The sequence below is a fragment of the Sphingobium sp. TomMM15 genome, assembly GCF_055397045.1.
On sequence record NZ_AP027314.1, the window covers coordinates 1,971,969 to 1,998,110 of the forward strand.

Below are 26,142 nucleotides of genomic sequence, written 5' to 3' on the forward strand. Positions count from 1 at the left end.
CACGATCCTTCAGTCTTTGATCTGGAATGATATCGCTAGTGAGACCGTGATCTCACCCTGATCGCTATCTCGCGTCCTTCATCCCGGCACGTATCAGGGGTGTGCCTGCCTGAGTGCAGTCAAGGGGTCCGCTTGCGCCCCGGCGTGGCCGTAGCCAAAGCCGATCTGATACCCCATCAATTTCAGAAGATCGTCAGGCAGGGTTCGGGCGATATCTTGCGGGCAGGCCAGAAACTGGTTTTCCTCCTGCCGGACCCAGCCAACACAATAGTTGATCGCCTGCGCGCGTCGGATGTCTTTCGATCGATTGCTGCCCCCGGCATGCCACAGCTTGCTCGTGAAAATCATCACGGAACCACGTTTCATCTCGGCTGGCAGCGTGTCTTCCAACCTATATTCCGCACGCGGTAAGGCATGGCTTCCTGGAACAACCCGGGTCGCGCCATTTTCTTCGGTGAAGTCCGTTAATGCCCACAAGGTATTGCAAGAAACGATATAGTCATCAGGAAATGGAAAGCTGTCGAAAGTCATTTCGTCTTGATGAATAAATTGCGCGGGACAACCTGGCTTCAATGAGATCATCTCGGTTGCGCCGAGCTGAACGATCGGTGAATGGCTAAGTACGTCCTTCACGACGCCAAGTACCAAAGGGTTCATCACGAGGTCGCGACCGGTTTCCGAGCGTGCGATCAAATTGCCGACGCGTTGACTTCCATTACCGAACCACTCATTTTCGCTGAACGGCGCAGCATCGGTATATGGCCGCATATCCGTCAGGATTTGATGGATAACGGAACCTGGAACCAGCTCATCTATGATCACATGGCCATGCTCACGGATCACCTTTATCGCTTCCTCGACGGTGGCGTCGTTAGGAAGATGCTGAAGCTTCATCGTGATACTCCTTGAAGCAGGTCGTCTCGTCGCGCGCTAAGCTCAAAGAAATTACCAGTGCCACCTTGTCGGTTAAACCAAATCGCATAGGGCAGCGGACCGTCGCTGAGCCAAGCACCGCGCCTTCCTTCTTACGTTAATATTTATCAACATTTCTTATGTTGAATATTTTCAACTTCCTGTCAACAGGTTTATGTGGGGTTACCGCGCCATCGCGAGCGCCAGCGATGGGCCGAGCGCAAGACTCGTCGTCCAAGTTCGTTATCGAAGCATGATTTAGCGATGGGGCCACCCGGCGTGGGCCGCGCGCTTGGCCGCACGCTCTGAGTTTAACCTATTTCGGCGCCCGCTTTTGCGTCGCACCCCGTTTTTCCGCAGCCATTTCGTCTGGCCGGGCCTTCAGTATGCGTATTTCGGCCGGAGTGATGGTTTTCGCCATTTTGACGAGCGAATTCGCTCCGATCATTTGCATAAGCGGCATTTTTTTCGACCATGGCTTACCATGACCTGCGATGACTGTCATGCCTTCCATTGCGGCATTGATGAAGATCGAGACTGCTTCAACTTCCTCGTCGTTAAGCGAGGGATTCAGCTGCTTTACGAACGAACCAATCAATGTGTGACTATATTGGTATAAGGCCTCCACGCGCTCCGCCACAAATTCATTGTGATTACTCATGGCCCAAAGTTCTGTCATTAAATGCGTTGTTCCTTTCGCCTTGGCGCCTTCCAACGTGCCGGTTATCACAAGAGTCAGCGCGTCTTCGGCAGGCATATTAGTTTCATACACGCGATGTCTTAGGAGTTCTTCACTGGAATCGAGGATTTCATGAAGAAGTAACTGGACAAGCATTTCCTTTCGAGGGAAATGGCGCGTGACGTTGCCTATCTGCAAACCGCATTTTTCTGCGATCCGTTTCAATGTGAACGCCGCCGATCCCTCTTCAATCAACACTTGAACGGCAGATCGAAGTATCATGTCGACCGTTTTAGAGCCTCGGGAAGATTTCCCGGGGCGCACCATGCCAAGGTCCATCGATTGTTCATTGCTATCGGCTTCCATCATGGCACTGTCCTAAGCATTGAAGGATCAGTCGATCAAGGGTGCCAGTGTAGGTTGGCCTTCTCTACACCGCGAGGCTCGAACCCCGCGACACGAGCGGTGACCCCACATTTGGGCGCCGTCACCTGCCCCAAATTTAGGCGGGAACGACTCCCTTTACTGCCGTGCCCCGCCGAAATTGGCGCTGGATACCTGAGGCTACCGGGTGATGTCGATCTCGCGAACGACTTGACGGCCGAACGGGAGCGGGCCAACCGGAGATTCGAGGTAGTGCTGTCAGACAAACCGAATCGCTCTTCGCTGCATGCACCAAGGGATGAAGAGGCAGGGACTCAGGCCGCGGAACCGCCACTCCGCCAGTGCGGCTGAGCGTCTCTCCTTAAAGGTCTGCCGTCGATGAGGTGGCGCTCCAGGGAAAGATGGTTGTGGATGCTGGCGTGAACAGAGGCGAATTTCTGTAGTGCCTTCATCTGCCTGAAGCGGAGCGTCGCTCTTTCCCGTCGCCGAAAGGCAAACGGCGGCTGTTCTCCATCCTGTTTGTATACCCAGCCGGTCCACCGCAGCGACATATCAGCGAAGGCCATCTATTCAACGTTCCGCAGGCTCAGGGGAAATCGCACATGCATCATCACCACCAGGCGGATGATTTCTCGCGAAGAGTTGACGTAGCGGATTGGGCTGGCAGGTGCGGGCCACGGCATGGAATCTGCTTACCAGCGCCTAACGAGCAGTGCATTTGATCTGACAGTGCCGATCGAAGTGATCGGCAGAAGTTCAACCCCGTTTCCCAGCGTCCGCTAAAAGAGATCTGGCCGTTGCGAACCCGCGACGGCCAGTCCCTTCAATTTACTTCGTTGCTGCCGCGCAGCTTACCACCGGAAGGCAAGCGATGCGCCAAACTCGCGTGGCGCGGTCGCGTTGATCGTCCGGTAACCCGAGTCGAACACGCTGCCATCCGCTGCCGCGGTCTGGCCGATGGCGGCCGAAATGTCCGTGATCCGCTTTTGATTAATGAGGTTTTTGATGAATCCGGTCAGTTCCCACTTGCTGTCATCGCTGCGGACACCCGCATAGACATTGAGAATGGTACGGCTTTGATAGTTGAAGTTCCTTAGCTGCGAAAATACCGCGGGACGATAGTTGATCAGCCCGCGCACGAAGGGTGTGAACGATCCACCCATCGGGAAACGCAACTCACTGTTGGCCGAAAGACTGAAATTCGGTGTATCCGACAACCTGCCAAGCTTGCAGAAACTAACATTGCCCGGTCCGGTAATTGCTGGAGTTCCCTCCGAATCCGGCGCCCCATCGCCGTTATAATCGTTGCACGGCAGCCGGGCACCCTTGGAATACCGCGCCTTGACATAAGCGGTGCTGACCGAAAAATCCCAGAAAGTCGTCGGATGTGCATCAAGGGTCAATTCTACGCCTTTGACCGTTGCGTCGCCATTATAGTTGAAATCGAACCCACCGTCGTTGACGCGATCGCCAGGCGTGCCCACCGGCGATGCCGGCGGAACGTTGTCGCAGCCCCCGCCAAATGCCGCTGGCAGGTTGGGGCAGTCATAGGTGACACCTGTAAAGCGCGACACGAAGCCGTCGATCTTCTGATAGAAGGCGGCGAAAGCAAAGTTCAGTTTCCGGTCGAACGCCGAACCCTTCACGCCGACTTCAAAAGCATCGGTCTTTTCGTCATCTGTGACGATCAGGTCGTTCGACAAGCCCACAGGCACTGACGCGCCTGCCGTGGGGGCGCGGAATGACCGATTATAGGAGGCATAGATGTTCAGGGCGTCGTTGACCTCATAGGTCAGGTTCACGCCGCCAGTGAACGCATGCGTACCCTGGTCGCGCAGGGCTGCTGGAATACCGTCCTGATTGACAGTGAACGGATCAATCGGATCAATGCCAAAGGGGGCAAAGCCCGGATAGCCAGGCGAACTGACAAACGTGTCGCTGACGAGTATGTTATGATATTTGGTGTAGCGCAAACCGCCTTCAATCTTGAGATTACCCAGACGCGCATGTCCGAACGCGTTGAAAGACAATGTTTCAACGTCTGCGGGAATAATGACATTGACCCCAATCGGCAGGAACAGGCCCAGCGACGCAGGTGCAAAAGCCGTGAAGAAGTTGTCTGCCGGCTGATCTACCCGCGTAGTACCAGTCTGCTTGGTGTAGAACGCACCGATACCACCGCCGAGCGAGCCGTCATCATTCGTCGAAAGCCGAAGCTCAAAGGTAGGAATCTTGAACGGTGTCTCGATACGTTGGACGGCCACATAGCCCGGAATGGCGTTGGTGGTGTCCTGATCGCGCGCCTGACCCAGCTTGGAATACTGATACGCAGCCAGTCCATCCAGTGAGACTGGCCCCATATCCCAGTGGCCATTGAACGTAATCTGGTGTGATCGATTCTTGAAACGTGCCGGACCTTCCATGACCGATGCATAGTCATCAACGCCCAAGGCTGGACCTGATGTACCTGCCAGACCAGTCGATCCTGTGCCAACAACCTGGGTATATTGCCGGGTATCGGCTTCAAGATATTGATAGGTCAGATAAGCGGTGAACGCGTCGCTCGGTTTGAAACCAAGCGTTATACGACCGCTCATCGTAGTCGCGCGGGAACGGTCGCCATTGCTGATATTTCTCACCTGGTTAACCTGGTTGTGATCAACCAGACCAGCAACGCGGATCGCGAACTTGTCGGAAAACGGCAGGTTCACACCGCCCTGGAAGTTATAACCTTTGTCGTCTGTCGCGCTTGCTTGCGCATAGCCGGTTATTTCATCGAAGACAGGACGACGCGTCGTGATGGTGATGGCACCAGCCGGCGACGGGAGACCACGTTCAAGACCCTGAGGCCCGCGAAGAATTTCGATCTGCCCGATATCGTACAAGGCAGTGAATACAGTTTGAGCGTCAGCGGGAACTTCGTTGACGTAAGTCTGAACAGTGGGGGTGACGCCTGAATCGGGATCAAACGAAAGGCCGCGAAGGGTGGTTGTGTTGTTACGGCCCGAAGTGTTGGTCAACTCTAAGCCCGGAGCCAGTTGTTGGACGTCCTTAGTGTCGAACAGCTGAAGTTTTTCAAGCTGTTCGCCAGTAGCGACGTTAACCGACATCGGAACGTCGGACAGGTTACGCGCGACACGGGTCGCGGTCACAACGATGTCCGTAGTTGTCACTGCGCCCAGGCCTTCTGTCCGCGTCTGGCTTGGCGTCGTTGGAGAGGCGCCCTGATCCTGGGCATGCGCCACGGTTGGCAACGCCAATGCGCTAGCAGCGCAACACAGCATCAGGTTGCGCTTCAAATATTTTTTCAATGTATTCCCTCCCTTTTGTATCATCAGCTTCAGTCATGCGCAGCGGCGTTATTGCGCCGCCTGACATCAGTGCAACGAGCAGTGCCGGATACGATGGCCGGGTGCTGCCAGCATATCGGAGCTTCTGAGCTCAATAGTTGAAATTTTTCAACTAAGCAACAAGGGCCGACTCATACTCACCACGCCACGGCGGCGGCAGCGGCGGCGAGGTAGATGGCACCAAGGAAGTTGGTTGCGAACTTGTTGAATGAATGGCGATGCTGGCTGAGATGCCGCAAACGCGCTTTAGTACATTGGCTTCACGTTCCAGGAAGAAGCTCGTATTACCCAATTCGATGGGCCAGCCCTCCATCACTTCAACGTGATTCTTTACATCGAACGCTACTGTGACGATCATCCTTTGATCTTGCTCGGCAAGGCCGCTTTCAGCAAGCTTTCCATTGCCGACCAGCCGCAACTATGTCCGCTTTCAGGCGATCGGCAGCGGAGCGTTATGACCGAGACTGGCGCTTAGCTGCCCTTTCGCCGACTGCGGAGGAAGGCCTCGATCGAGGCGACCGGTATGAGCGTCATGCTACCGACCTTGAGGGTCTCGATCTCTCCATCGGCAATGAGCAGATAGAGCTTGGATCGGCCGATACCGGTCATGCGACAGGCATCCTTGATGCGGACCGTGATCGGCGCGGGTGATGGCTCGAGGCTCATGGCTGTTCCTCCGATTTCGCAAGGGCGGTTATTTCGCCGCTGTCGGCCCTCACCAGGCGCTGCTCGACCAGCTTCATGAAGCTGACATAGCGCGTCCTTCCGAGGCGGGCGGTGTCACTGTCGAATGGCGGCTGGTCGGCAACCAGCGTCAGCTGGTGCCGGATGAACAGGCCCAGCATCTCGGTCAGCGCATCGACCTTGCGCTCCAGCCGATCGGCCGTCCGGTTCTGCCGGTCAAGCCGCGGCCCGAACCGCTGGTCCAATTCCTGCGCGCCCTTGCGGTCGAGCCATGCGTTGAGCGCGTCGGTCAATATCTGCGTCTTCGACGTGCCGGGATCGGCGGTCAGCGCATTCAGCTTCGCCGACAGGCTATCGGGGAGGTAGAATTGATGGCGGGTCTTGAACGTCTTCATGCCCGCAACATCCGCCAAGCCGCTATGGGGCGACAGTGCCTCCATGGTGCCGTCAGGTGTCTATCGGAGGGCGGCCGGTCAGCCGATGCCCAATCCCCTATTCCTGCCGCCAATGGTCCAGCTGATTGGACCGTCACGCATGACGCCCGACACAGGCTTGCCAACGGCCCGATCGAGGACCGGGCGCCAGGGCACGAGGCTGAACTCATGCGCCCTCTCGATCACGGCATAGCGCTGGTCCCCGACGTTTATGGCGCGGCGATAGATGCCCTCAATCGGCTCCCTGGGCCGCAACGTGATGTGCCGCAGCCCCGTTTCCCGTTCGATCTGCTGGCTGGTCCGGCTGAGCTCGCGCTGCTGGAGGAGGAGAAGCAGATTGCGGCGTAGGCGAACACCTTGTCCTTGCTGCTCTGCAAGTCCCTGCTCCACAAGCCATGCCTGCCGCTGGGCAAGGCTCTTCCTGACATCCGCCCCGAACCCGCCGGAAAGCGGCTGCGGCTGATCGCTCGCCATCTCGCGGTCCAGCCATGTCACGCCATCATGGGCGGCGAGATGTTCGAGCGGCCTGACGGACAGCGTTTCGATGCGGACCGGCAGGCGCCGACTTTTCTCCCGTTCATAGCGTTCGGTGTCAATCAGATGATCCTCACCGATGACCCAGCTGCCGTCAGATTGCCGTTCAGGCACGCCGATCAGCCGCCGCATGGCCTCGAGTCGGCGGACATGCATCTCCGCTGTGCTCTCCGTTATCGTCCTGTCTTGCGCGAGATGGAGATCGACACTGTAGCGCCCCTGATGTTGGGCAGCGATGTTAGCCACCGTGCGATCGACATCGCGTACCTCGATCGGTGCGGGCGAGAGGCGGACGATACTTGCAGTCGGGAAGGCCTGCTGGTCCTCGCCGATGTCGGCATAATGGCTGTGGCCATTGAGGGCATCGATGATGAGGTAGCGCCGGTCGCGATGCTCGTCGGACAGGCCCGTGGCGACGACCCTGCCTATGATCGCCTCTCCGTGGGCGGGATCGTACAGGCTATGGTTGTGGGGCGGGCGATGGATCCCTGCTTCCCGCAGTTCGCGGTTCAACGTCCGGATGATGTCGCCACGCTCGCCCATGCGGCGCAGCGTCGGTTCCAGTTCACGATCGAGCGTCCAGCGTCCGTTCCTGCCTTCCTCGGCAAGGCCGAGACGGGACAGCGTGCGTAGCCGCCCAATGAGCGAAGCATGTTGGCCCGGATGGGTCTTGGTGACGGTGATGACACCCTCTTCATCGGCTTGCCGCATCAAGGTTCGGTCGATGCCGGTGAAGCGCTCCTGCTCGATCTCTCTTGCCATGCTGGCAGCGATCTCCTGTTGCGTGCGGGGACCAAGGTCCAGGGACACGATCCCGGCAGCGCGGGCGCGAAGGCCCTGGGTCATATAATCCCGGGCGATGACGAGATCCTTGCCGGTCTCGTCCTTACCCCGCACGATGACATGGCTGTGGGGATGGCCGGTGTTGAAATGATCGACCGCCACCCAGTCGAGCTTCGTGCCCAAATCCTTCTCGGCCTGCTCCATCAGCTGACGGATCACGGACTTAAGGTCATCATATTGTGCGCCATCCTCCGGCGCGACGATGAAGCGGAACTGGTGGCGGTCACCAGCCGAGCGTTCGAGGAAGGGCTTGTCGTCGAACCGATCGGTGTCGCGGCCATAGAGCGATCCGCGTTCCCCTTCTCGGGTCGTGCCGTCGCGCTGGAGATAGCGGAGATGGGCAGCGGCTGCCATGCCCTTGCCCAGCTTCACGATGCGGCTCTTCACCACCACGCGACGGGCGCTGGCGACGGATCGGGGTGAGCCCCGGCCGAGCACCCGCCCGACGCCATTGCCGCGCCCCAGACGGGCGCCGGTGAAGCGGCGGCCAGCACTGCCGCCACCGCCGACACGGCGAGCCCGGGCGAGGCTCTTGCCGACGGTCGGCGTGTCGCGGCCGATGCGTCCGAGCCAGAGATCGAAATCGTCGCCGTCGGCCATGTCGTGGTCCTTTCCCTAGGAATGCGGGAAAGGATGGGAAGCGGTCGGCCCGCCGTGCAAGGGCCTCCATCGCCAAGACCGAAGGTGCTGCATTCTCCGGCCCTGTGGAGGCATGGCCGTCGGCATGCCTCCATCAAAAACCCTGTGCAGGCGCCATTCCCGGCCGCATCAGGAGGCAGGGCTTTAATCTTGCCGTACCTTAAATCCCCTCACATCTGCCTTTTCAGCGTCTCAGATTTCAACAACGACGCTCACAAATTCCGGCCTTTGATCCCGCGGCGAGGATGGGCAAACCGCCCTCCTGCTCGGCGGCTTTTCACCATCCTCATTGCCTGAATGATGGTTGCGGACGTGGCCTTGGTTGTAGCTATCCTCGCTGGTTTTCACTTCAAAACGAAGTCATCGAGCACCTGATTTCAGGCGTCCTGCGGTCGGCGGCGGTCCTGATGCCGACTTGAGGAAGCATGTGAATTTCTGATGCAGGCTGCATCTCCTCCACGTCATTAAGCGCGAAATTTGGCTTGATAACTTCGCCAAACCCAGCAATCTGGCCCGGCTCCCAAGATACGTGGGAGCGGGGCGTCGAAACCCCGAACCAAAGGATGCTCGGTCACAGTTTACTGGGGCCGGGTGGCATGCGCGCATGTCCAGCCGGCAACGGTAAAGGCGCATGCGCCTGTTCCTTTGGTCAGGTTTCGAACATCCGGCTTTGGCCGTCGCCCCGAGTGGACATAGGCGCGACGATGAAGGCCAAGGCTCAGGGCGTCGCTCACCCGAGGGACGCGTATGACGTTGCCGAGCAGTTCAGGCTGGAACCCTATTTCTGATCTGCCATCTGACCGAAAAGATGGTCGACGGATGCTGCTGTGGGAGGAGGATCAGCCCGTCGTGGGCCGATGGGATCCCAACCGGCGAGACTGGGAGGACCCGGAAGGCATGCAGCTTTATGAGGAAATCACCTTCTGGGCCGACATTCTTGCCCCTCAATAATTGCAAGCCTGACGAATGTTTCGACCTCATATCGATCCAGCCTTCGGTCAAGATGGAGTCGGTAGACGGGATCCTCGCGGCCCTTGTTCGGCAGATTGGCGGTCGCCTTCGACCGGAAGTAGGATCTTCGCGACGGATGGCACGAACCGTGGGAGGCCACACTTCCCAAATACTGCTGGAATGTGATGCGGCCTAGCGGTTGTTGTCGGCGATCTTTAGTCTCCCGGCGACGGCATTGCCCTCGCGGGACCGTCTCCGGGAGTGAAGGCCGGTACTCAGAAAGTAGCGGCCATACTGGAAGCCTATAAAGCTCTTGATCGCATTCCGCCATCAGGCGGTGGATTCAAATACCGCTCTTTCAAGGCGTGCGATCGCATTCAATCGCTCTTTTTGAGATGCTGCTCGAGGGCCGATGCATGCGCCGTTCTCTGGCACTACGCCTCTCGCGTCGGCTCCGTCTTGCAGTTTGATCGGCAAGAAGCGCAGGGATCTGATCTGCTGCTACGGCTGGACTGAAGAGATAACCCTGCGCCTGATCGCACCCGCTCCTGTGCAGGCGATCTGCCTGGCCTCCTGTTTCGATCCCTTCGGCGACCGTCGTGACTCCCAGATCCCTTCCGAGGTTGACGATCGCGCGGACGATCGCCGCGTTGATCGGATCGTCGAGGGATTGAACAAAAGAACAATCAATCTTGAGTACATCAACCGGAAACTGCTTTAGGTGGATGAGAGAGGCATAGCCTGTGCCGAAGTCGTCAAGTGCGATTGTCATCCCGGCGCGCCGAAGCTGTTCAAATGTCTTCGTTACGTTGTGAGAAGCCCCCTCAAGCAGCACCGTTTCAGTGACTTCCAGTTCCAGACAAGATGCGGAGATGCCTGCGCGATCGATGCGTTCCATCAAGCCCGCGACATAATGCTCCTGTCGAAAGGATGCGGCTGACACGTTAAAGGCGATACGACCGATCGGGAGTCCCCGCCTTCTCCACCGAAGGATGTCGGCCGCGATCAGCTTGAATATGCGCTGGTCAAGAGCGATGGCGAGTTCGGCATCCTCGAAAGCGGCGGAGATTGTTCCGGGTCCGTGATATGCGCCAGGCATTCCGTCGCGCCAATGCAATAGTGCCTCAAATCCTGCGATGGCACCCGATTCCAAATCGACTTTGGGTTGATAGAAGGGGAGGATCTGATCAAGGTCGAGCGCCTGGCGGGCCAGCGACAGTTCCGACATGCGGGCTTGCAGAGCCTCCTGGTCAGCTGTCGCCGTTCCGCTGCAAAGTTAATTTCCTCCAGCGTTCGACCAACAGAGACGAACGAAGCGAACATGAAGGCCATTCCGGCTGAAGTCGTGAGACGGCCGCTATCAGACGGCAAGATGCTCCGTAGGCATTGAAGAAGGTGTCCAGTCACTACTTCAAACAATATGCTCCCCATTCGTCCATCAGCTTTCGCCTCTTCTCGAGGAGGTTCCCGCGCCGGTATGCAGCTTCCGTCTTGTCCTTGACCCGGTGAGCCAGAGCGGCTTCTGCGATTTCACCGGGATGATTGGTCTCCTCGCTGACCCAGTCCCGGAAAGCCGAGCGAAATCCGTGGGCGGTCGCGTCCTCCTTCATCTCGCGGAGCAATTTCGTGAGCGTCATGTCACTCATCGACGCGTCACCTCTGGCCCCAGGAAATACAAGCGAGCGCGATCCGATCCGCAATTCCCGGCACCGTTCCAGAATCGCCAGCGCCGGTATCGACAGGGGAATGACATGCTCGCGCGACGCCTTCATGCGCGCGGCCGGTATGGTCCACAGCTTCTCGTCCAGATCGAATTCTTCCCATGCCGCACCTCGAACCTCGCCTGATCGGACGGCAGTCAGGATAGCAAAGCGCAGCGCTAACCTACTGAAGGATTCCCGCTCCGCGAGCCTCACCATGAAAGCGGGCACCTTTGCATAGGCCATGGCCGCGAAGTGCCCGTCCTTCTTGGGCTGTCGTGGAAGCCCCTTGGTAATTGCGCGCATCGGCGCTTCCGTCTCGCGATAGCCCGAAGCGTAAGCCCAATCGAGAACGGTGCCGATCCGCTGCCGGACTCGTCGCGCTGTCTCTGGCTTGGCGAGCCAGATATCCGACAGCACGTTCCGGATCATGGGTCCTGTAATCTCATGAACCTGCACATGACCGATCTGGGGAAACACATAGGCCTCCAGCGTCTGGAGCCATTGCTTCTCGTGCTTCTCATTCCGCCATGTCTTGCTGTGGGCGGCAATCACTCTGGCTGCCGCCTGCCGGAATGTGGGAATGCCCTGCGCCTTGCGCCGCTCGAATTTCGGATCCAGCCCGAGTTCGACCCAGGTGCGGATTTCTCGCGCCCGCTCTCGGGCTGTCGCCAGCGAGACTTTGGATGCGCTGCCCAAGCCGAAGTCGCGCCGGTTGCCATTCTTCTGCACCCGGCACACCCAGCTCTTGGCACCGCCGGGCTGAATCACAAGAAACAGGCCGTCGCCATCCCCGAGCCGCCCGGGACGTGTTGCTGCCTTCACAGCGGTAGCGGAGAGCCTTCCCATGCCACCAAATCTCCCACATTCTTTCCCACATTTCCAATCGGTCACCGGTGGACTGGCAGGGATGGACGTGGATGCGAATCCCGCTGAAAGCCGCAGAAAAGCTGGGCTTTAGTGATTCGGAACGGATGTGAAAGGACAGGATGGTGGCGGAGAGGGAGGGATTCGAACCCTCGGTACCGTTTCCGGCACGCCGCATTTCGAGTGCGGTGCATTCGACCACTCTGCCACCTCTCCGCAGAAGGTCCAGCATGTGCCGTCCCGGTCGAGCGGCGGCCATTAGCGAATGATGACCGGCTTGCCAAGCGGCCCGCGCCGTATTTTTCTTGTAACACTCAGCAAGCACCCTAAATTGCTTTTCATGACCGACACCACTGCAATCTTCGGCGCCGATGTCAGCGCGCCACCTGTTGTCCACGCGCATTTCAGCATCGGCGATGTCGTAAAGCATCGCCTCTTCGCCTTCCGTGGCGTGGTGTTCGACATCGATCCCGTCTTCGCCAACAGCGAGGAATGGTATCAGGCGATTCCCGAACAATCCCGGCCGGACAAGCATCAGCCCTTCTATCATCTGCTCGCCGAAAATGGCGAAACCAGCTATGTCGCTTATGTAAGCCAGCAGAATCTGATGGCCGACGACAGCGGGGAGCCGGTGGATCATCCGGCGATCGCGGGGATGTTCGGGACCTATGCCCACGGCAAATATCAGCTGCGCCCGCTCCATCGCCATTAAGGCGCCGTCCCGCGCACGGGCATGGTGGCGGGTCGCCGCCGCCCTCGCGCTGCTGCCCGGCCTCGCCGGACTCGCGGCTGCGCAGGCGCCGACCGAGCGCCCCGCGCAGGAACCGCGGATCAATGCCGATCCGACCTTCCCCTTCGCCAATGAAGTCGCCGCCTTCGCCAAGGCGAATGAGAGAGACAGCGGCGCGCCCGGCGCCATCCTCTTCCTCGGCAGCTCCAGCATCAGGCTGTGGGACACAAACGCGGGCTTCCCTGACCGAAGCACCGTCAATCGCGGTTTCGGCGGTGCGACGACGCCCGACGTCCTGCGCCATTATGCCCGGCTCTTCCCCAAAGCCGCGCCCCGATCGGTGCTCGTCTATATCGGCGAGAATGACCTTGCCGCTGGAGCCACCCCCGACACCGTCGCGCGCAACATACTCACGCTGCTAAAAAGGCTGCGCGCCGATTACCCCAAGGCCCGCATCGCCTATCTATCGCTCAAACCCTCACCCATCCGATGGACGCTCTGGCCGAAAATGGCGGCGGTCAACATGACCGTGGCGGCGCGTAGCCGGGTCAGCGGTTTTGAATATCTTGACGTCGGCAGCAGCCTGCTCGCCCATGACGGCCTGCCCGACGCATCACTGTTCGGCCGGGACGGGCTGCACATGAACCCGCGTGGCTACAGCCGCTGGAACAGGCTGGTCGATGGTTGGCTCGACCGGATGGAGATGGCGGCGGCACCGGCATCGCGTTCGGCATCACTTTCCAATTGATCCACGGCCCAGCAACATTATTACCATACATCTGTAAAACACACCCAAAGGGGGACGATGCTGGTGACCACTGATTCGGCCAAGGCCCTGCCCATGCCCGCTCCCATGGCGGAACTGACGCTTCGCGGCGTCGTTCTGGGTGCGCTCATCACGCTGCTCTTCACGGCGGCCAACGTCTATCTGGGGCTGAAGATCGGCCTCACCTTCGCGACCTCCATCCCCGCCGCCGTCATATCCATGGCCGTGCTGCGCCTGTTCGCGACCGGAACGATCCTAGAAAACAACATCGTCCAGACGATCGCGTCGGCGGCGGGCACGCTCTCGGCGATCATCTTCGTTCTGCCCGGCCTCGTCATCATCGGCTGGTGGCACGGCTTTCCCTATTGGCTGTCCGCCTTCACCATCGCGCTCGGCGGCATATTGGGGGTCATGTATTCCGTCCCGCTCCGCCGCGCGCTCGTTACCGGCTCCGACCTCCCCTATCCCGAGGGCGTCGCTGCCGCCGAAGTGCTGAAGGTCGGCGCAGGCTCCCGCGAAGGACTGGAAGAGAATAAGCGCGGCCTCTCTGCCATCCTCATAAGCGCCCTCGCCGCCGCCGCCTTCTCCATCATCGCCAAGACGAAGCTGATCGCCGAAGAAGCCGCCACCTTCTTCAAATTCGGCGCAGGCGCGACGTCTGTCTCGACCAGCTTTTCCATGGCGCTGATCGGCGTCGGCCACCTCGTCGGCCTGTCGGTCGGCGTCGCGATGTTCGTCGGCCTGCTGATCAGTTGGGTCGGCCTCGTCCCCTGGCTCACCGCGCCCCTGCCAGCCGGAGCCGACATCGCCGAAGTCGTCGGCACCACCTTCCGCATGAAGGCGCGCTTCATCGGCGCGGGCACCATCGGCGTCGCGGCGATCTGGACCCTGCTCAAGATATTAGGCCCGATCATCAGCGGCATCCGATCCGCCATCGCGGCAGCGCAGCGACGCAAGGCTGGCGACGGCGCCCTGCTCGAACTCACCGAGCGCGACCTTCCCATCGGCATCGTCGGCGGCACCATCCTCGCCTCGCTCGCGCCGATCGCGGTGCTGCTCTGGTATTTCGCGCAAGGAGGCCCGATCGCGGCCAATCCGGTGCCGATCCTCATCCTGACGCTCGCCTATATCCTCGTCGCGGGCATCGTGATCGCGTCGGTCTGCGGCTATATGGCGGGCCTGATCGGCGCGTCGAACAGCCCGATCTCCGGCGTCGGCATCCTCGCCGTGCTGGGCGCCTCGCTGATCCTCGCCGCCATTTACGGCTCTGGCGGCGATCCAAAACAAAGCCAGGCGCTCATCGCGTACGCCCTGTTCGTCACAGCGATCGTGTTCGGCATCGCCACTATCTCCAACGACAATCTTCAGGACCTCAAGACCGGCCAGCTGGTCGGCGCGACCCCATGGAAGCAACAGGTCGCGCTGGTCCTCGGCGTCATCTTCGGCGCCCTCGTCATTCCGCCAGTGCTCGATCTCCTCAACAGCGCCTTCGGTTTTGCGGGCGCTCCCGGAGCCAAGGCGACCGCCCTGCCCGCGCCCCAGGCCGCGCTCATCTCCGCGCTGGCAAAGGGCGTGCTGGGCGGCGATCTCGATTGGGGCCTGATCGGCACCGGCGCGCTGATCGGCGCCGTGGTCGTCGCCATCGATGAACTGCTCGGCAAGGCAGGCAAGCTCCGCCTGCCCCCGCTCGCGGTCGGCATGGGCATCTACCTGCCGATGGCGCTCACCCTGTTGATCCCGGTCGGCGCGGTGATCGGCCATTTCTACAATCGCTGGGCGCGCCGCCAATCCAACCCCGACTTCGCCGAGCGCATGGGCGTGCTGATGGCCACCGGCTTCATCGTCGGCGAAAGCCTGTTCGGCGTGGCCTTCGCCGGGATCGTAGCCGCCACCAACAGCGACGCCCCACTCGCGCTGATGGCGGAAAATGAGTGGGCCGTGCCCGCCGCGCTGCTGATCTTCGCGGCGGTGATCGCGGCACTCTATGCGCGGCTGCGCCACTGGGCGAGCGCACCGCTTGGTTAGGGGGGAAGCGACCCGTTTCGACCACATTCGGTCGCTAGAGCTTCACGCATACTTTCGGATAGCCGACACACTGCAGGCTTGTTGATTCACCCAGGTGCACCCTCTATAGGGCTCGCATTCGCAAGGACCCGGTGAAAGTCCGGGTGGCTATTCCGGCCGCTGATCCGCCGGATAACAACATGCACTGCTCCTTATGCGCTGTTCAGCGCTCGTGCCCTGTTGTGGATTTTCAATGACATTAGATCTTACTACTTACCGTCGCCATTGGTTCACTGACGGTATCGCCGCCCGCCGTGACATCCTGGCAGGCATCGTCGTCGCGCTCGCGCTTATCCCTGAGGCGATCGGCTTCTCCATCATCGCGGGCGTCGATCCGCGTGTCGGTCTGTATGCTTCTGTCGCCATTGCGATGACCATCGCTCTCATAGGCGGTCGACCGGGGATGATTTCGGCAGCTACAGCAGCCGTCGCAGTCCTTGTCGTGCCACTCGTGCGGGATCACGGTGTCGAGTATCTGTTCGCCGCCACCATCCTGATGGGCGTCATTCAGATCATCGCTGGTCTACTGCGGCTGGATCTTGTCATGCAGTTCGTGTCGCGCTCGGTCATTACCGGATTCGTTAACGCGCTCGCCATCCTGATCTTCATGGCTCAGCTTCCGCAACTTACCAATGTCGGATGGGAGACCTACGCGATGGTGGCTGGCGGCCTTGCGATCATCTACGGGTTCCCCCGCATCACAAAGGCGATTCCTTCGCCGCTGGTCGCAATTCTGGTGCTGAGCGCGATTAGCATTGGTCTGGGTCTCCCGGTCAATACTGTGGGCGACATGGGTAAGCTGCCAGAGGCTCTGCCCAGCCTGGTCCTGCCCAACGTCCCTCTGACAATGGACACGCTGCGGATCATCCTACCATATTCGCTTACGATGGCAGCGGTCGGACTGCTGGAGTCGCTTCTCACTGCGCAGATCGTCGACGATATGACGGACACTGACAGCGACAAGCGGCAGGAATGCGCCGGGCAGGGCGGTGCTAACATTGTTGCGGCTCTGTTCGGCGGCATGGGCGGCTGCGCGATGATCGGCCAGTCGGTGATCAACGTAACCTCGGGCGGCCGCAGTAGGCTGTCGACCTTCGTCGCTGGCGCGTTTCTCCTCTTCTTGCTGGCGGTGCTAGGACCTTATGTCGGTCGCGTGCCGATGCCTGCTCTGGTCGCCGTAATGGTCATGGTGTCGATTGGGACGTTCAGCTGGAACTCGATTCCAAACCTGCGCCGACATCCGCCCACCTCGTCGGTCGTTATGCTGACCACCGTAATAGTGGTCGTCGCCACACATGATCTGTCGCTCGGAGTGCTTGCCGGTGTGCTGCTCTCCGGCATCTTCTTCGCCAGCAAGGTGCAGCGCATGTTCTCTGTCCAGCGCGAAGTATCGGTCGACGGCGCACAGGCGACCTATCGTGTCAGGGGTGAGATCTTCTTCGCATCCGTGGAGCGGTTCAGGCGCGCGTTCAACGCAGAGGACACCGCAGAGAAGGTGCGTATCGATGTCGCCGATGCGCACTTCTGGGATATTTCCGGTGTCGGCGCACTCGACAAGATCGTAGCACGGTTGCGCCGAGACGGTCGTTCAGTCGAGGTGGTCGGCTACAACCGCGCCAGTGAAGACATTGTAGATCGCTTCGCACTGCATGACAAAACCGGTGTTGAGCTGGGCGTGGTCCCCCACTAAGCCGACGGGCAGCTTTTGACGATCAACAGCTAAAGACTGCCCTTCCGCTCTCCACCCAAAACCGTCGCCCCCTCTAGGCCGCAGCAATGAAGAGGGCGGCAAATCATTTCGCCGCCCCTCCAATCACCTCTTGGCAAACCACGCCGTCAGCGCAGGCTTCAACCGCGCCCGCGTTTCGATCCGGGTCTTGATGGCGGAGATCGACCGGTCCACCACCTTGCGCGATTCCGGGGTCAGATACTGGGTCGCATAGGCATCCAGCTTCACCGCCATCGCCGGATCAGCCGACCCGCCGCCCAGCCGCGCAATCGCCTGGGACCGCGCCGACACATCGATCAGCGCCTCATATTGCTGCCGGTGCGCCAGCACATAGTCCACCGCCAGCATCGGATGCTCCCCACCCACGGAGGAGATGATCGCCGCGCTGGTCGTCTTGCCCGGCTCATCCGTCATGGCGAGGTCGAGCGCCTTGCCCCCCAGCGCCTCATCCTTCGCCGCGCCCAGCAACGCGAACAGCGTGCTCCGGTCCAGCGCGCTCGTCGCGCCATTGGCCATCGCCCGCAGCTTGTCCCAGGTCGCCGCATCCGCATTCCGCGCGATGATGCGCAGCCACACATTGCGCAACGGCCCTTCCATCAACGCAGGCTCGGCAAAACGCCGCCGCGCCTCGGCAACGACCGCCTTGTCACCCATACTACCCAGCGTCGAGATCAGCGCCGATCGCAGCACCGGCACCTGCGCGCCTTCGCCCGGCTTCGCATCATAGCCGACGCCCTTCAGCACCGGCCCCAGCTTGCGCGAGGCATAGGCCGCCACTCGCGCCTGCGCCACCTTGTCGCCCTCCAGCATCGTATAGACGCTGTCCAAATAGTCCGGCACCTCGGCCAGCACGGCCGGGCTTGCGTTGGCGGGCACCGCGTCCACCATGTCCAGCGCCAGCCCGATCGGCTGATAACCGCCCAGCCCCAGCTGGAAATTATCCGCCATCAGCCCGATCTGGTCCATCGACGACAGCCGGGTAAAGCCCGCCGCCAGCGCCTTCACATTCGCCTCCGGATAGAGCGAGCGATAATAGCCCGTCTGCCCCCCATTGATCACATAGGCCCCGCAACCGGGCAGCGTCACAGAAGCCGTCCCATTCAGGATCAGCCGCTGCGGCGCCCCGCCGATCGTCTGCGCCATCACCGGCACATTCCAGCGCAGCGGCGCCTTATCCTTCCGATCGCGGCTGAACTCGCCCTGGCTCAGCGACACCAGCGTCGAGCCGCCCTTGCACAACGCGCTGTCCACCTTCACCAGCGGGATACCCGGCTGGCTGGTAAAGTCATGCGCGATCCCGACCAGCCCCTTGGCCCCCGCGCCCTCGACCGCCTTCCACAGGTCGTCGGTCACGGTATTCCCATAGGCATGCGCCTTCATGTAGCCGCGAATACCCTCGCGCCACACATCCTCGCCCGCATAGCCTTCCAGCATGGTGATGACCGCCTCACCCTTTTCATAGGTGATGTCGTCAAACGCTTGGTTCACCTCATCGACGGTATGGATTTTCTGCACCACGGGATGAGTGGTCACCAGCGCATCCAATGCCATCGCCCGCTCACGCCCGCCCACGCGCGTCAGCAGCATTTCCCAATCGGGTTGCAACTTGTCGCTGACCTTGGTCGCCATCCAGCTGGCAAAGCCCTCATTCAGCCACAGATCGTCCCACCAGGCCATGGTGACCAGATCGCCGAACCATTGATGCGCCATTTCATGCGCGACGATCGAGTAAATGGTCCGCTTCGTCCCCTCCGACGTGAATTTTGGATCAACCAGCAGCGCCCGCTCGAATGTAAAGATCGCGCCCCAATTCTCCATCGCGGAGAAGAACTGGCTCTGGCCAGGCCCCGCGACATTATCGAGCTTGGGCAGCGGGAAAGGCACGCCGAAATAGTCGTTATACCAGGGCAGGATCGCCGCCGACGCATCCAGCGCCAGTTGCGCCTTGCCCGTATTCCCCTTGCCGGTGATGACGCCCACCTCGGTCGCGCCTGCCATCTTCGTTGCGCGCTCCAACTCGCCCAGCCCGAAGAACAGCAGATAGGATGACATTTTCGGCGAAGTGCCAAAGGTCACCCGCGTCCTGCCCCCGCCCAGATCCTGCGACGCCTTGACCGGCATGTTGCTGACCGCCAGCTGTCCCGTCGGCACGATCGCGGAAAGATCGAACGTCGCCTTGTAGCTCGGCTCGTCAAAGCTCGGCACAAACCGCCGCGCGTCCGGCGCCTCGAACTGGGTGAACAGCGCCCGCTTCTGCGCCCCCGCATTGTCCTTGTAATCCAGCGCGAACATCCCGTTCGCCTGCGTGTTGATGACACCGCCATAGGCAATATCCAGCTTGTAGCTGCCCGGCTGCACCGGCTTGCCAAAATCCAGCGTCACCGTCTGCGCATTCGCGTCGATCTTGGCGGCACCCACCATCGCCTTGCCTTGGACAGGCGTCAGCGTAACACTGCCAATGCTAAGGTCAGCCGCATTCAACACCAGCACCGGCATCGCCTGCGCGACATTCAGGTCGACCGTCACCTTGCCCGTGAATTTGAGGTTCGCCGCATCCGGCACCACCTCAATGGCATAATGACTGGGAGCCGCCCCACGCGGCAACTGCGTCGTGATCTCCGGCGCAGGCCCGGCGGGCGTTTGGGCGATAGCAGGCTGAACAAGGGCAAGCGGCGCGGCGGCCAGCAAGAGGGACGAAATTTTGGAAAGAGACATCAGGTTCGCAACTCCGACACGTTGAGAACGGCACGGCCCGTGCGGCCATGTGCCATGATAGTTGCGGGATCGAACCTTTCTCGCCTGCGGTCAAGCGGTTGTCGGAATTTTGTTGTTCGTTTGTTTAACAGGAAGAGCTTGGCGAATGCTTTCGAGCACCCCATCAAGATTCTCAATGACCTCATGATTCCAGAAGCGGATCACCGAGTAACCCTGTCCCTCCAGAAAGCGCGTACGCGACAGGTCAGCCTCATCGCCGTGCTGGCCTCCATCGACTTCCACGATCAGGCGATGTTCAGCGCAAAGCAGATCAACGACATAAGGACCTATCGTTGCCTGCCGACGGAACTTGAATCCATCCAGCTGCCGATTGCGCAAAGCTGCCCAAAGTCGTTTCTCACAATCCGTTGCATTCCGCCGCAACGCCGCCGCGTTGAGATTGGTGCGCCGTACCCCCATAGCTCGCCCCCACCCTCACCCAACCCTCTCCCGCCAGCGGGAGAGGGCTCCGATGACTTCCTTCTCCCGCTGGCGGGAGAAGGATACGCAGCCTTGCCCGCAAAGCGGGCTAGGCGAAGTTGGATGAGGGTGGCCTCAACCCCGCCCCCGATACCCCGGCACATCCTGCGCAGGCAGCCACAACCCCGCAGGCGGCTCGCCCGACTGCCAGAACACATCGATCGGAATCCCCCCACGCGGATACCAGTATCCGCCAATCCGCAACCACAAAGGCTGCATCTCGGCAAACAGCCGCTCGCCAATCCCTACCGTGCAATCCTCATGGAAAGCGGCATGATTACGAAATGCCCCCAGAAACAGCTTCAACGACTTTGATTCGACGATCGTCGCGGCAGGCGCATAATCGATCACCAAATGGGCGAAGTCAGGCTGCCCCGTCACCGGGCACAACGACGTAAACTCCGGCGCGGTAAAGCGCACCAGATAGGGCTTCCCCGGCCGTGGATTGGGTACATAATCGAGGACCGCTTCCTCTGGACTCGCAGGCAGCGCACTGCTCTGCCCCAGATGGATCGGTGCCATGTTTTCGGGTATATCGGTCATGCCCGGCCATCTACGCCATTGCACGCCTAATGTCACCGCAACCTGATCCCGCCATGCCGTTCATCTCCCGTTCAGCGTCATCATTGCCTTGGCTGCTTGCCATGGGGATGCGTCCTGCCGCCTTGATCACCTTGCCGCTGCTGCTGGCCACGCCTTCGCTCGCGCAGGAACAAGGCGGCAGTGATCCCGTCTTCACCCTGCCGCGCACGTCCCAGCCGCCTGCTGATCCCAGCCGACAAGGGCCAGAGTTGGACGTATTCCGTGGCGCGCCGGTGACGCCGCCAGCCAGCACGCCCGTCATCACCCCGCCCCCGCCGGTCGTCGCGCAACCCCAGCCCCAACCAGCAGCCCCCGCCCAGCCGCAGCGCCCGACCACAACAGCGCCGCGCCCGGCCCCCGCTGAACCCGCCACGCCCGCCCGCGAGCCCGAAAGCAGCCGCCCCGCGCCCCAGCCCAAGGCACCGCAATCTCCGGCACCCCAGTCTCTGGCACCTCAGCCCGCGCCAGCGGAACCCGCCGCACCGCAAGCCGCCCCTGCCCCAGCGCCCACCACTGAACCCCCGCTCAGCGCGCCTGCGGATGCCTCTTCCTGGGGCTGGATCGCAGGAAGCATCGCCTTGCTCGCGGCGATCGTGGCCGCCGCCTGGCTTTTCCTGCGCCGCCGTCCCGAAGAAGAACAGCAACCCTTCATCGAAGAGCAGGAATCCGCGCCAACACCCCCGTCTTCCGCGCCCCGGCCAGCGTCGGCAAAGCCTACGTCTGCCCCCCCCACGCCCCAGCCCAAGGCGCCACCTCCCGTCCCTGCCGCCGCAACCGCAGAGCGGCCATGGATAGACCTGACCCTTGAAGTCCGCAGCGCCCGTCTCTCGCTGATGGGCGCCACCATTGGCTACGCTCTGACGCTCCACAATCGCGGCGAACGCAGCGCGGACGACATTCTGATCCGCACCTTCATGGCCAATGCGGACACCAACCAGCAGGCGCAGCTACAGCAGTTCTTCGCCGGAGCCACCGGACTACCGGCTCATTCCGCCGTCTCGCTCGCACCGGGGCAGAGCCACAGCCTGACGGGCGAGCTACGCCTCCTGCCCGACCAGATCGCGCCCGTGCAGATGGGCGATCGCGCGCTGCTCATTCCGCTTGTCGCCTTCGACGCGCAATATCGCTGGTCCGACGAACCGGACGGCGCCCCTGTCGGTTCAGGTCGCACCGGCCGCGCCTTCATCGTCGGCCAGGAAAAAACCCCGCCCGCCGACCGCCTCGCCCCCTTCCGCGTCGATCAGGGACCACGCCAGTTCCGCACCCCCGGCAGCCGCGCCACCGCGCTCGAACTCGCGAGCTAAGTCCGCCCAAGTCGTCATCCCAGCGAACGCTGGGATCTCAAGCCGGCCACGCCACCCTCCCCACACCCCGTCATCCCAGCGACCCGAAGGGCGGCAAAGCCAACGCCGGGATATCAGGCCCCCTCCCCCATCCCCCAAATACCTCGTCATCCCAGCGAAAGCTGGGATCTCAGGCCCCGTTACGCCACCCCTCCCGAGATTCCAGCTTCCGCTGGAATGACGAATGCCCCCAACACCCTTCCCACACCCTCATCACCCGCCTAAAACGATCGCCACGCACCAACCAAAGAGGCGGCATGGACATCCTCATCTCCACCGATTGGCTCGCAACCCAACTGGGCCAGGACGACCTCCGGATACTCGACGCCAGCCTGTTCCTGCCCGGCACCCCGCGCGATCCCCGCGCCGAGTTCGAAGCCGCCCACATCCCCGGCGCCGCCTATCTCGACCTCCCCAGCCTTTCCGATGCAGACGACCCGCGCCCCGGCATGTTGCCGACCGATGCCTTCATGACCGAACGCTGCCGCGCGCTCGGCCTCAACGCGGACAGCCGCGTCATCCTCTACGACAACAGCCCGACGCACAGCGCCGCCCGCGCCTGGTGGATGATGCGCCTCTATGGCGTGGGCAAGTCCGCCGCGATCCTGGACGGCGGCCTGCCAAAGTGGATCGCCGAAGGCCGCCCGACGGAAAGCGGCTGGCCCGTCATCCCGCCCGGCAACGCCACCGCCCGACGCGCTAAGGGTCAGGTCCGCACCAAAAACGACCTGCTTGCCAATCTCGACAGCCATGCCGCGCAGGTCCTCGACGCGCGCGGAGCTCCCCGCTTCACCGGCGAGGAAAGGGAACCCCGCCCCGGCATGGCATCGGGCCATATCCCCGGCTCCCGCAACATCCCGTCCGCCTCCCTCTTCAACGCCGACAACAGCATGAAGAAGGGCGAGGAATTGCGGCAACTGTTCCTCGACGCGGGCACGGACTTCGCTCGCCCCATCATCACCAGCTGCGGCAGTGGCGTGACGGCGGCGATCGTCCTCGCGGGCCTCGAGTTGCTCGGCAAGACGGACGTCACCCTCTATGACGGCAGTTGGTCGGAATGGGGCCTCGATCCCTCGACGCCAAAGGCCACGGGGCCAGCCGCATGAGCAGGGACCGCAAGCCGCTCACCCAATTGGCGCAGGCCGGGCGCAAGGCGGAATGGACCGGCATGCCCGGCCAGCCCGGCGCGATCGTCAACCCGCCGGTCTGGCGCGCCTCGACCATCCTCTATGACGATGTCGCCCATCTGCGCAGCGCCGCGCGCAGCAGCACGCATGAGCGGCTTTTCTACGGCCGCAAGGGCACCCCGACCGCCTGGAGCCTCGCCGACGCGCTGACGGAAATGGAACCCGGCGCGGAAGGAACGATGCTCTTCCCCTCCGGCGTCGCCGCGATCGCCTGCGCGCTGCTGTCGGTCCTGAAACCCGGCGACCAGCTGCTCATGGTCGACAGCGCCTACGACCCCACCCGCAACTTCTGCGAACAGATGCTAAAAAATTACGGTATCGAAACGATCTACTACGACCCCCTCGCCGATTCCGTTTCAATTCGCCAACTCCTTAATGAAAACACCCGCGCCATTTTCCTGGAAAGCCCCGGCAGCCTGACTTTCGAAGTGCAGGACATCCCCGCCATCACCGCCCTCGCCAGGGAAAAGGGCATCATCACTCTCCTCGACAATACCTGGGCCACGCCCTTCTTCTTCCCCGCCCTTGCCCACGGCATCGACATCACCATCCTCGCCTGCACCAAATATATCGTCGGCCACAGCGACGTCATGCTCGGCTCCGTCACCGCGACACCTGAGCATTTCCCGAAGCTCCGCCAAACGGCCCATCTCCTCGGTCAAATGGTCAGCCCCGACGACGCCTGGCTCGCCAGCCGCGGCCTCCGCACCCTCGGCGTCCGCCTGAACCAGCATCAGGACAGCGCGCTCCAGGTCGCCCGCTGGCTCGCCGACCAGCCCGACGTCGCCCGCGTCCTCCACCCCGCGCTGCCAAGTTGCCCCGGCCATGAAAATTGGGCGCGTGACTTTTCCGGCTCCAGCGGCCTTTTCAGCTTCGTCCTGAAAGGCGGCAATGAAGAAGCCCGCGCCGCGCTGATCGATGGCCTCGAACATTTCGGCATAGGCTATAGCTGGGGCGGTTTCGAAAGTCTGGCCTTGCCCGTCGATCCAGCACGCTACCGCACCGCCACCATATGGCAGGCGGAAGGTCCGCTCGTCCGGCTGCAGATCGGCCTGGAAGATCCCGCCGATCTCATTGCCGACCTCGATGCTGGTCTCGCTCGTTTCCGCAAGGTCCGGGGATGAGCCGGGGCCTCCCCAACCTGCTGGCATTTCTGCCAGGAAATCCGGCGATCGTTCATCCCCTTGTAGCGCTCACGATCGTGGGGGTTCTATTCCTGATCGCCGATGGAATTGCCCATATCGCCGCCCCGCGCCTGCGCCGCCGGGCACGACCATTAGGGGAAGCGTTGGCCGGACATTTCCGCCCCATCCTTCGCCACAGCCTTGGAAGCGGTCTTTTCGCCCTAGCTGTCATGCTATGGCCCGTCGGCGCGCTCGCCCACCTCATCCTTGGCGGAGCCTTCGCGCTCTCCGTCGCCTTGCTCGCCGTCCATATCCTGCGCAGCCTCGCCATTCCGCGCTGGGCTGTCGTTCCGCTCGCCCTGTTGCTGTTCATCATGATCCTTTCCGGCAGCAGCGGCGGCTTCGCGCCCGTTGCGGACATGCTCGACGGCATCGGCATAGACCTTGGCAAACGGCGGATCACGCTGCTTGGCCTTGTCAGCACCGCCGCGATCTGCGTCCTGCTCTTTGCGCTGGTGCGGCTCGCCAATCGCCTGTTCGCCCGCAGCATCGACCGAGCAAAAGGGCTCGATCCCACGCAAAAGCTACTGGCCCAAAAGCTTGCCGCCATCGCCGCCGTCGTCGCCGCCTTCTTCATCGGCGTCGATCTGCTCGGCATCGACCTTACGGCCTTTGCCGTCTTTTCCGGCGCACTGGGCCTGGCGGTCGGTTTCGGCCTGCAAAAAACCTTCGGCAATCTGTTCGCCGGGATCATCCTGCTCATGGACCGCTCGATCAAGCCGGGCGACGTCATCGTTGTCGGCGACAGCTTTGGCTGGGTGAACAAGATCGGTGTTCGCGCCGTCTCCGTCCTGACCCGAGACGGCAAGGAACATCTGATCCCGAACGAAAACCTGATGACGCAGGAGGTGGAAAACTGGTCCTATTCCGACCGCAATGTCCGCATCCGCATTCCAGTGGGCATCGGTTACGACAGCGACCTCAAGCTTGCGCAGGAGCTCATGCTACGCGCCGCGCAGGAAAGCCCACGCGTCCTGCGCAATCCCAAACCCAATGTCTGGTTGACGGGCTTTGGCGAAAACCGCGTCGAACATGACATATTGGTGTGGATCAGCGACCCGGAAGGCGGCGTCGGAAGTGTCAAATCGGACGTGCTGAACCGCCTCTGGCTGTTGTTTCGCGAGCATGGGATCACGATCCCCTATCCACAGCGGGTAGTACATCAGGCTGCACCAAGCGCTCGGCCTTTTGTTGCAGAGTAGCAACATTACGGACGTAAAAGACAACCAATAGCAATAATTTCTTGTGCAGCGCGGCATGCGTCGGCATGTCGTGCCTGTTCAGGTCATCCGATCCGGCCCTTCGTGGGAATAGAGAATTCGGGATCCTGACGCAGGCGGGACCAT

21 protein-coding genes, 1 tRNA gene, 1 pseudogene and 1 other annotated feature are annotated in these 26,142 nt (G+C 61.4%); of the genes and pseudogenes, 9 read left to right on the forward strand and 14 right to left on the reverse strand.

Translation table 11 applies throughout. The annotated features are described in order from the left end of the window. Window positions 1–93 precede the first annotated feature (93 nt). The 8 genes and pseudogenes from ACZ51H_RS09815 to rlxS form a co-directional block, all read right to left on the reverse strand. Entirely contained in the window at window positions 94–894 is an 801-nt protein-coding gene (locus ACZ51H_RS09815) for a phytanoyl-CoA dioxygenase family protein (protein WP_196224668.1), read from the reverse strand. 334 nt (window positions 895–1,228) lie between these two features. Next, on the reverse strand, window positions 1,229–1,960 hold the full coding sequence (locus ACZ51H_RS09820) for a TetR/AcrR family transcriptional regulator (RefSeq protein WP_230463184.1): 732 nt from the start codon (window positions 1,958–1,960) through the stop codon (window positions 1,229–1,231). Window positions 1,961–2,233: 273 nt separating this feature from the next. After that, a pseudogene (locus ACZ51H_RS09825) lies at window positions 2,234–2,495 on the reverse strand (hypothetical protein); the annotation flags it as partial. A 331-nt stretch (window positions 2,496–2,826) separates the two neighbouring features. Then, complete coding sequence (locus ACZ51H_RS09830) at window positions 2,827–5,286, reverse strand: TonB-dependent receptor (RefSeq protein ID WP_460986852.1); 2,460 nt, start codon at window positions 5,284–5,286, stop codon at window positions 2,827–2,829. A gap of 151 nt (window positions 5,287–5,437) precedes the next feature. Next, window positions 5,438–5,743, reverse strand: coding sequence for a hypothetical protein (locus ACZ51H_RS09835; protein ID WP_196224670.1), 306 nt, complete (start codon window positions 5,741–5,743; stop codon window positions 5,438–5,440). Window positions 5,744–5,796: 53 nt separating this feature from the next. Further along, window positions 5,797–5,991, reverse strand: coding sequence for a helix-turn-helix domain-containing protein (locus ACZ51H_RS09840; RefSeq protein WP_196224671.1), 195 nt, complete (start codon window positions 5,989–5,991; stop codon window positions 5,797–5,799). Further along, window positions 5,988–6,449 carry a CopG family transcriptional regulator gene (locus ACZ51H_RS09845; protein WP_230463185.1) on the reverse strand — a complete coding sequence of 154 codons (462 nt, stop codon included), beginning with the start codon at window positions 6,447–6,449 and terminating at the stop codon, window positions 5,988–5,990. The genes ACZ51H_RS09840 and ACZ51H_RS09845 overlap by 4 nt, the downstream gene beginning before the upstream one ends. A 33-nt stretch (window positions 6,450–6,482) precedes the next feature. Next, complete coding sequence (gene rlxS / locus ACZ51H_RS09850) at window positions 6,483–8,420, reverse strand: relaxase/mobilization nuclease RlxS (RefSeq protein WP_196224672.1); 1,938 nt, start codon at window positions 8,418–8,420, stop codon at window positions 6,483–6,485. Window positions 8,421–9,278: 858 nt separating this feature from the next. Here rlxS and ACZ51H_RS09855 point away from each other — a divergent pair. Then, window positions 9,279–9,410: a hypothetical protein gene (locus ACZ51H_RS09855; protein ID WP_460986853.1), complete on the forward strand. Its 132-nt coding sequence runs from the start codon at window positions 9,279–9,281 to the stop codon at window positions 9,408–9,410. A gap of 358 nt (window positions 9,411–9,768) precedes the next feature. On the opposite strand, the gene ACZ51H_RS09860 is transcribed toward ACZ51H_RS09855, so the two are convergent. From ACZ51H_RS09860 to ACZ51H_RS09870, 3 genes are all read right to left on the reverse strand, one after another. After that, window positions 9,769–10,638, reverse strand: a complete 870-nt coding sequence (locus ACZ51H_RS09860) for an EAL domain-containing protein (protein WP_196224674.1) — start codon at window positions 10,636–10,638, stop codon at window positions 9,769–9,771. Between the two features lie 178 nt (window positions 10,639–10,816). Further along, a complete protein-coding gene (locus ACZ51H_RS09865) occupies window positions 10,817–11,959 on the reverse strand; it encodes a tyrosine-type recombinase/integrase (protein WP_196224675.1) in 1,143 nt (380 codons plus the stop codon). Window positions 11,960–12,103: 144 nt separating this feature from the next. Beyond that, a tRNA-Ser gene (locus tag ACZ51H_RS09870) sits at window positions 12,104–12,193 on the reverse strand. A 124-nt stretch (window positions 12,194–12,317) separates the two neighbouring features. On the opposite strand from ACZ51H_RS09870, the gene hspQ reads away from it, so the two are divergent. The 4 genes from hspQ (at window position 12,318) to ACZ51H_RS09890 (ending at window position 17,227) form a co-directional block, all read left to right on the forward strand. After that, entirely contained in the window at window positions 12,318–12,689 is a 372-nt protein-coding gene (hspQ, locus tag ACZ51H_RS09875) for a heat shock protein HspQ (RefSeq protein WP_464771374.1), read from the forward strand. Further along, window positions 12,646–13,455 carry a GDSL-type esterase/lipase family protein gene (locus ACZ51H_RS09880; protein WP_464801718.1) on the forward strand — a complete coding sequence of 270 codons (810 nt, stop codon included), beginning with the start codon at window positions 12,646–12,648 and terminating at the stop codon, window positions 13,453–13,455. Before hspQ ends, ACZ51H_RS09880 begins: the two co-directional genes overlap by 44 nt. A 105-nt stretch (window positions 13,456–13,560) precedes the next feature. Continuing rightward, window positions 13,561–15,498, forward strand: a complete 1,938-nt coding sequence (locus tag ACZ51H_RS09885; protein ID WP_464802881.1) for an OPT family oligopeptide transporter — start codon at window positions 13,561–13,563, stop codon at window positions 15,496–15,498. 121 nt (window positions 15,499–15,619) lie between these two features. Then, window positions 15,620–15,675: a sequence feature (sul1 is cis-regulatory element that is thought to sense ions involved in sulfur or methionine metabolism; They are found in Alphaproteobacteria), on the forward strand. A gap of 55 nt (window positions 15,676–15,730) precedes the next feature. Further along, a complete protein-coding gene (locus ACZ51H_RS09890) occupies window positions 15,731–17,227 on the forward strand; it encodes a SulP family inorganic anion transporter (protein WP_464801719.1) in 1,497 nt (498 codons plus the stop codon). A 123-nt stretch (window positions 17,228–17,350) separates the two neighbouring features. Here ACZ51H_RS09890 and ACZ51H_RS09895 read toward each other — a convergent pair whose 3' ends face one another. The 3 genes from ACZ51H_RS09895 to queF all read right to left on the reverse strand — a co-directional run bounded on the left by ACZ51H_RS09895 (window position 17,351) and on the right by queF (window position 21,022). Next, a complete protein-coding gene (locus ACZ51H_RS09895; RefSeq protein WP_464801720.1) occupies window positions 17,351–19,981 on the reverse strand; it encodes a M1 family metallopeptidase in 2,631 nt (876 codons plus the stop codon). A gap of 90 nt (window positions 19,982–20,071) precedes the next feature. Beyond that, window positions 20,072–20,440, reverse strand: a complete 369-nt coding sequence (locus ACZ51H_RS09900) for an endonuclease domain-containing protein (protein WP_464801721.1) — start codon at window positions 20,438–20,440, stop codon at window positions 20,072–20,074. Between the two features lie 135 nt (window positions 20,441–20,575). Next, a complete protein-coding gene (queF, locus tag ACZ51H_RS09905) occupies window positions 20,576–21,022 on the reverse strand; it encodes a preQ(1) synthase (protein ID WP_464802882.1) in 447 nt (148 codons plus the stop codon). Window positions 21,023–21,144: 122 nt separating this feature from the next. Between queF and ACZ51H_RS09910 the strand changes: the two genes are divergently transcribed. From ACZ51H_RS09910 to ACZ51H_RS09925, 4 genes are all read left to right on the forward strand, one after another. Beyond that, window positions 21,145–22,386 carry a hypothetical protein gene (locus ACZ51H_RS09910; RefSeq protein WP_464801722.1) on the forward strand — a complete coding sequence of 414 codons (1,242 nt, stop codon included), beginning with the start codon at window positions 21,145–21,147 and terminating at the stop codon, window positions 22,384–22,386. A gap of 296 nt (window positions 22,387–22,682) precedes the next feature. Continuing rightward, window positions 22,683–23,531, forward strand: coding sequence for a 3-mercaptopyruvate sulfurtransferase (sseA, locus tag ACZ51H_RS09915; RefSeq protein WP_464801723.1), 849 nt, complete (start codon window positions 22,683–22,685; stop codon window positions 23,529–23,531). Further along, window positions 23,528–24,736, forward strand: coding sequence for a cystathionine beta-lyase (gene metC / locus ACZ51H_RS09920; protein ID WP_464801724.1), 1,209 nt, complete (start codon window positions 23,528–23,530; stop codon window positions 24,734–24,736). The genes sseA and metC overlap by 4 nt, the downstream gene beginning before the upstream one ends. Continuing rightward, window positions 24,733–25,998: a mechanosensitive ion channel family protein gene (locus ACZ51H_RS09925; RefSeq protein WP_460986861.1), complete on the forward strand. Its 1,266-nt coding sequence runs from the start codon at window positions 24,733–24,735 to the stop codon at window positions 25,996–25,998. Before metC ends, ACZ51H_RS09925 begins: the two co-directional genes overlap by 4 nt. Window positions 25,999–26,142 lie beyond the last annotated feature (144 nt).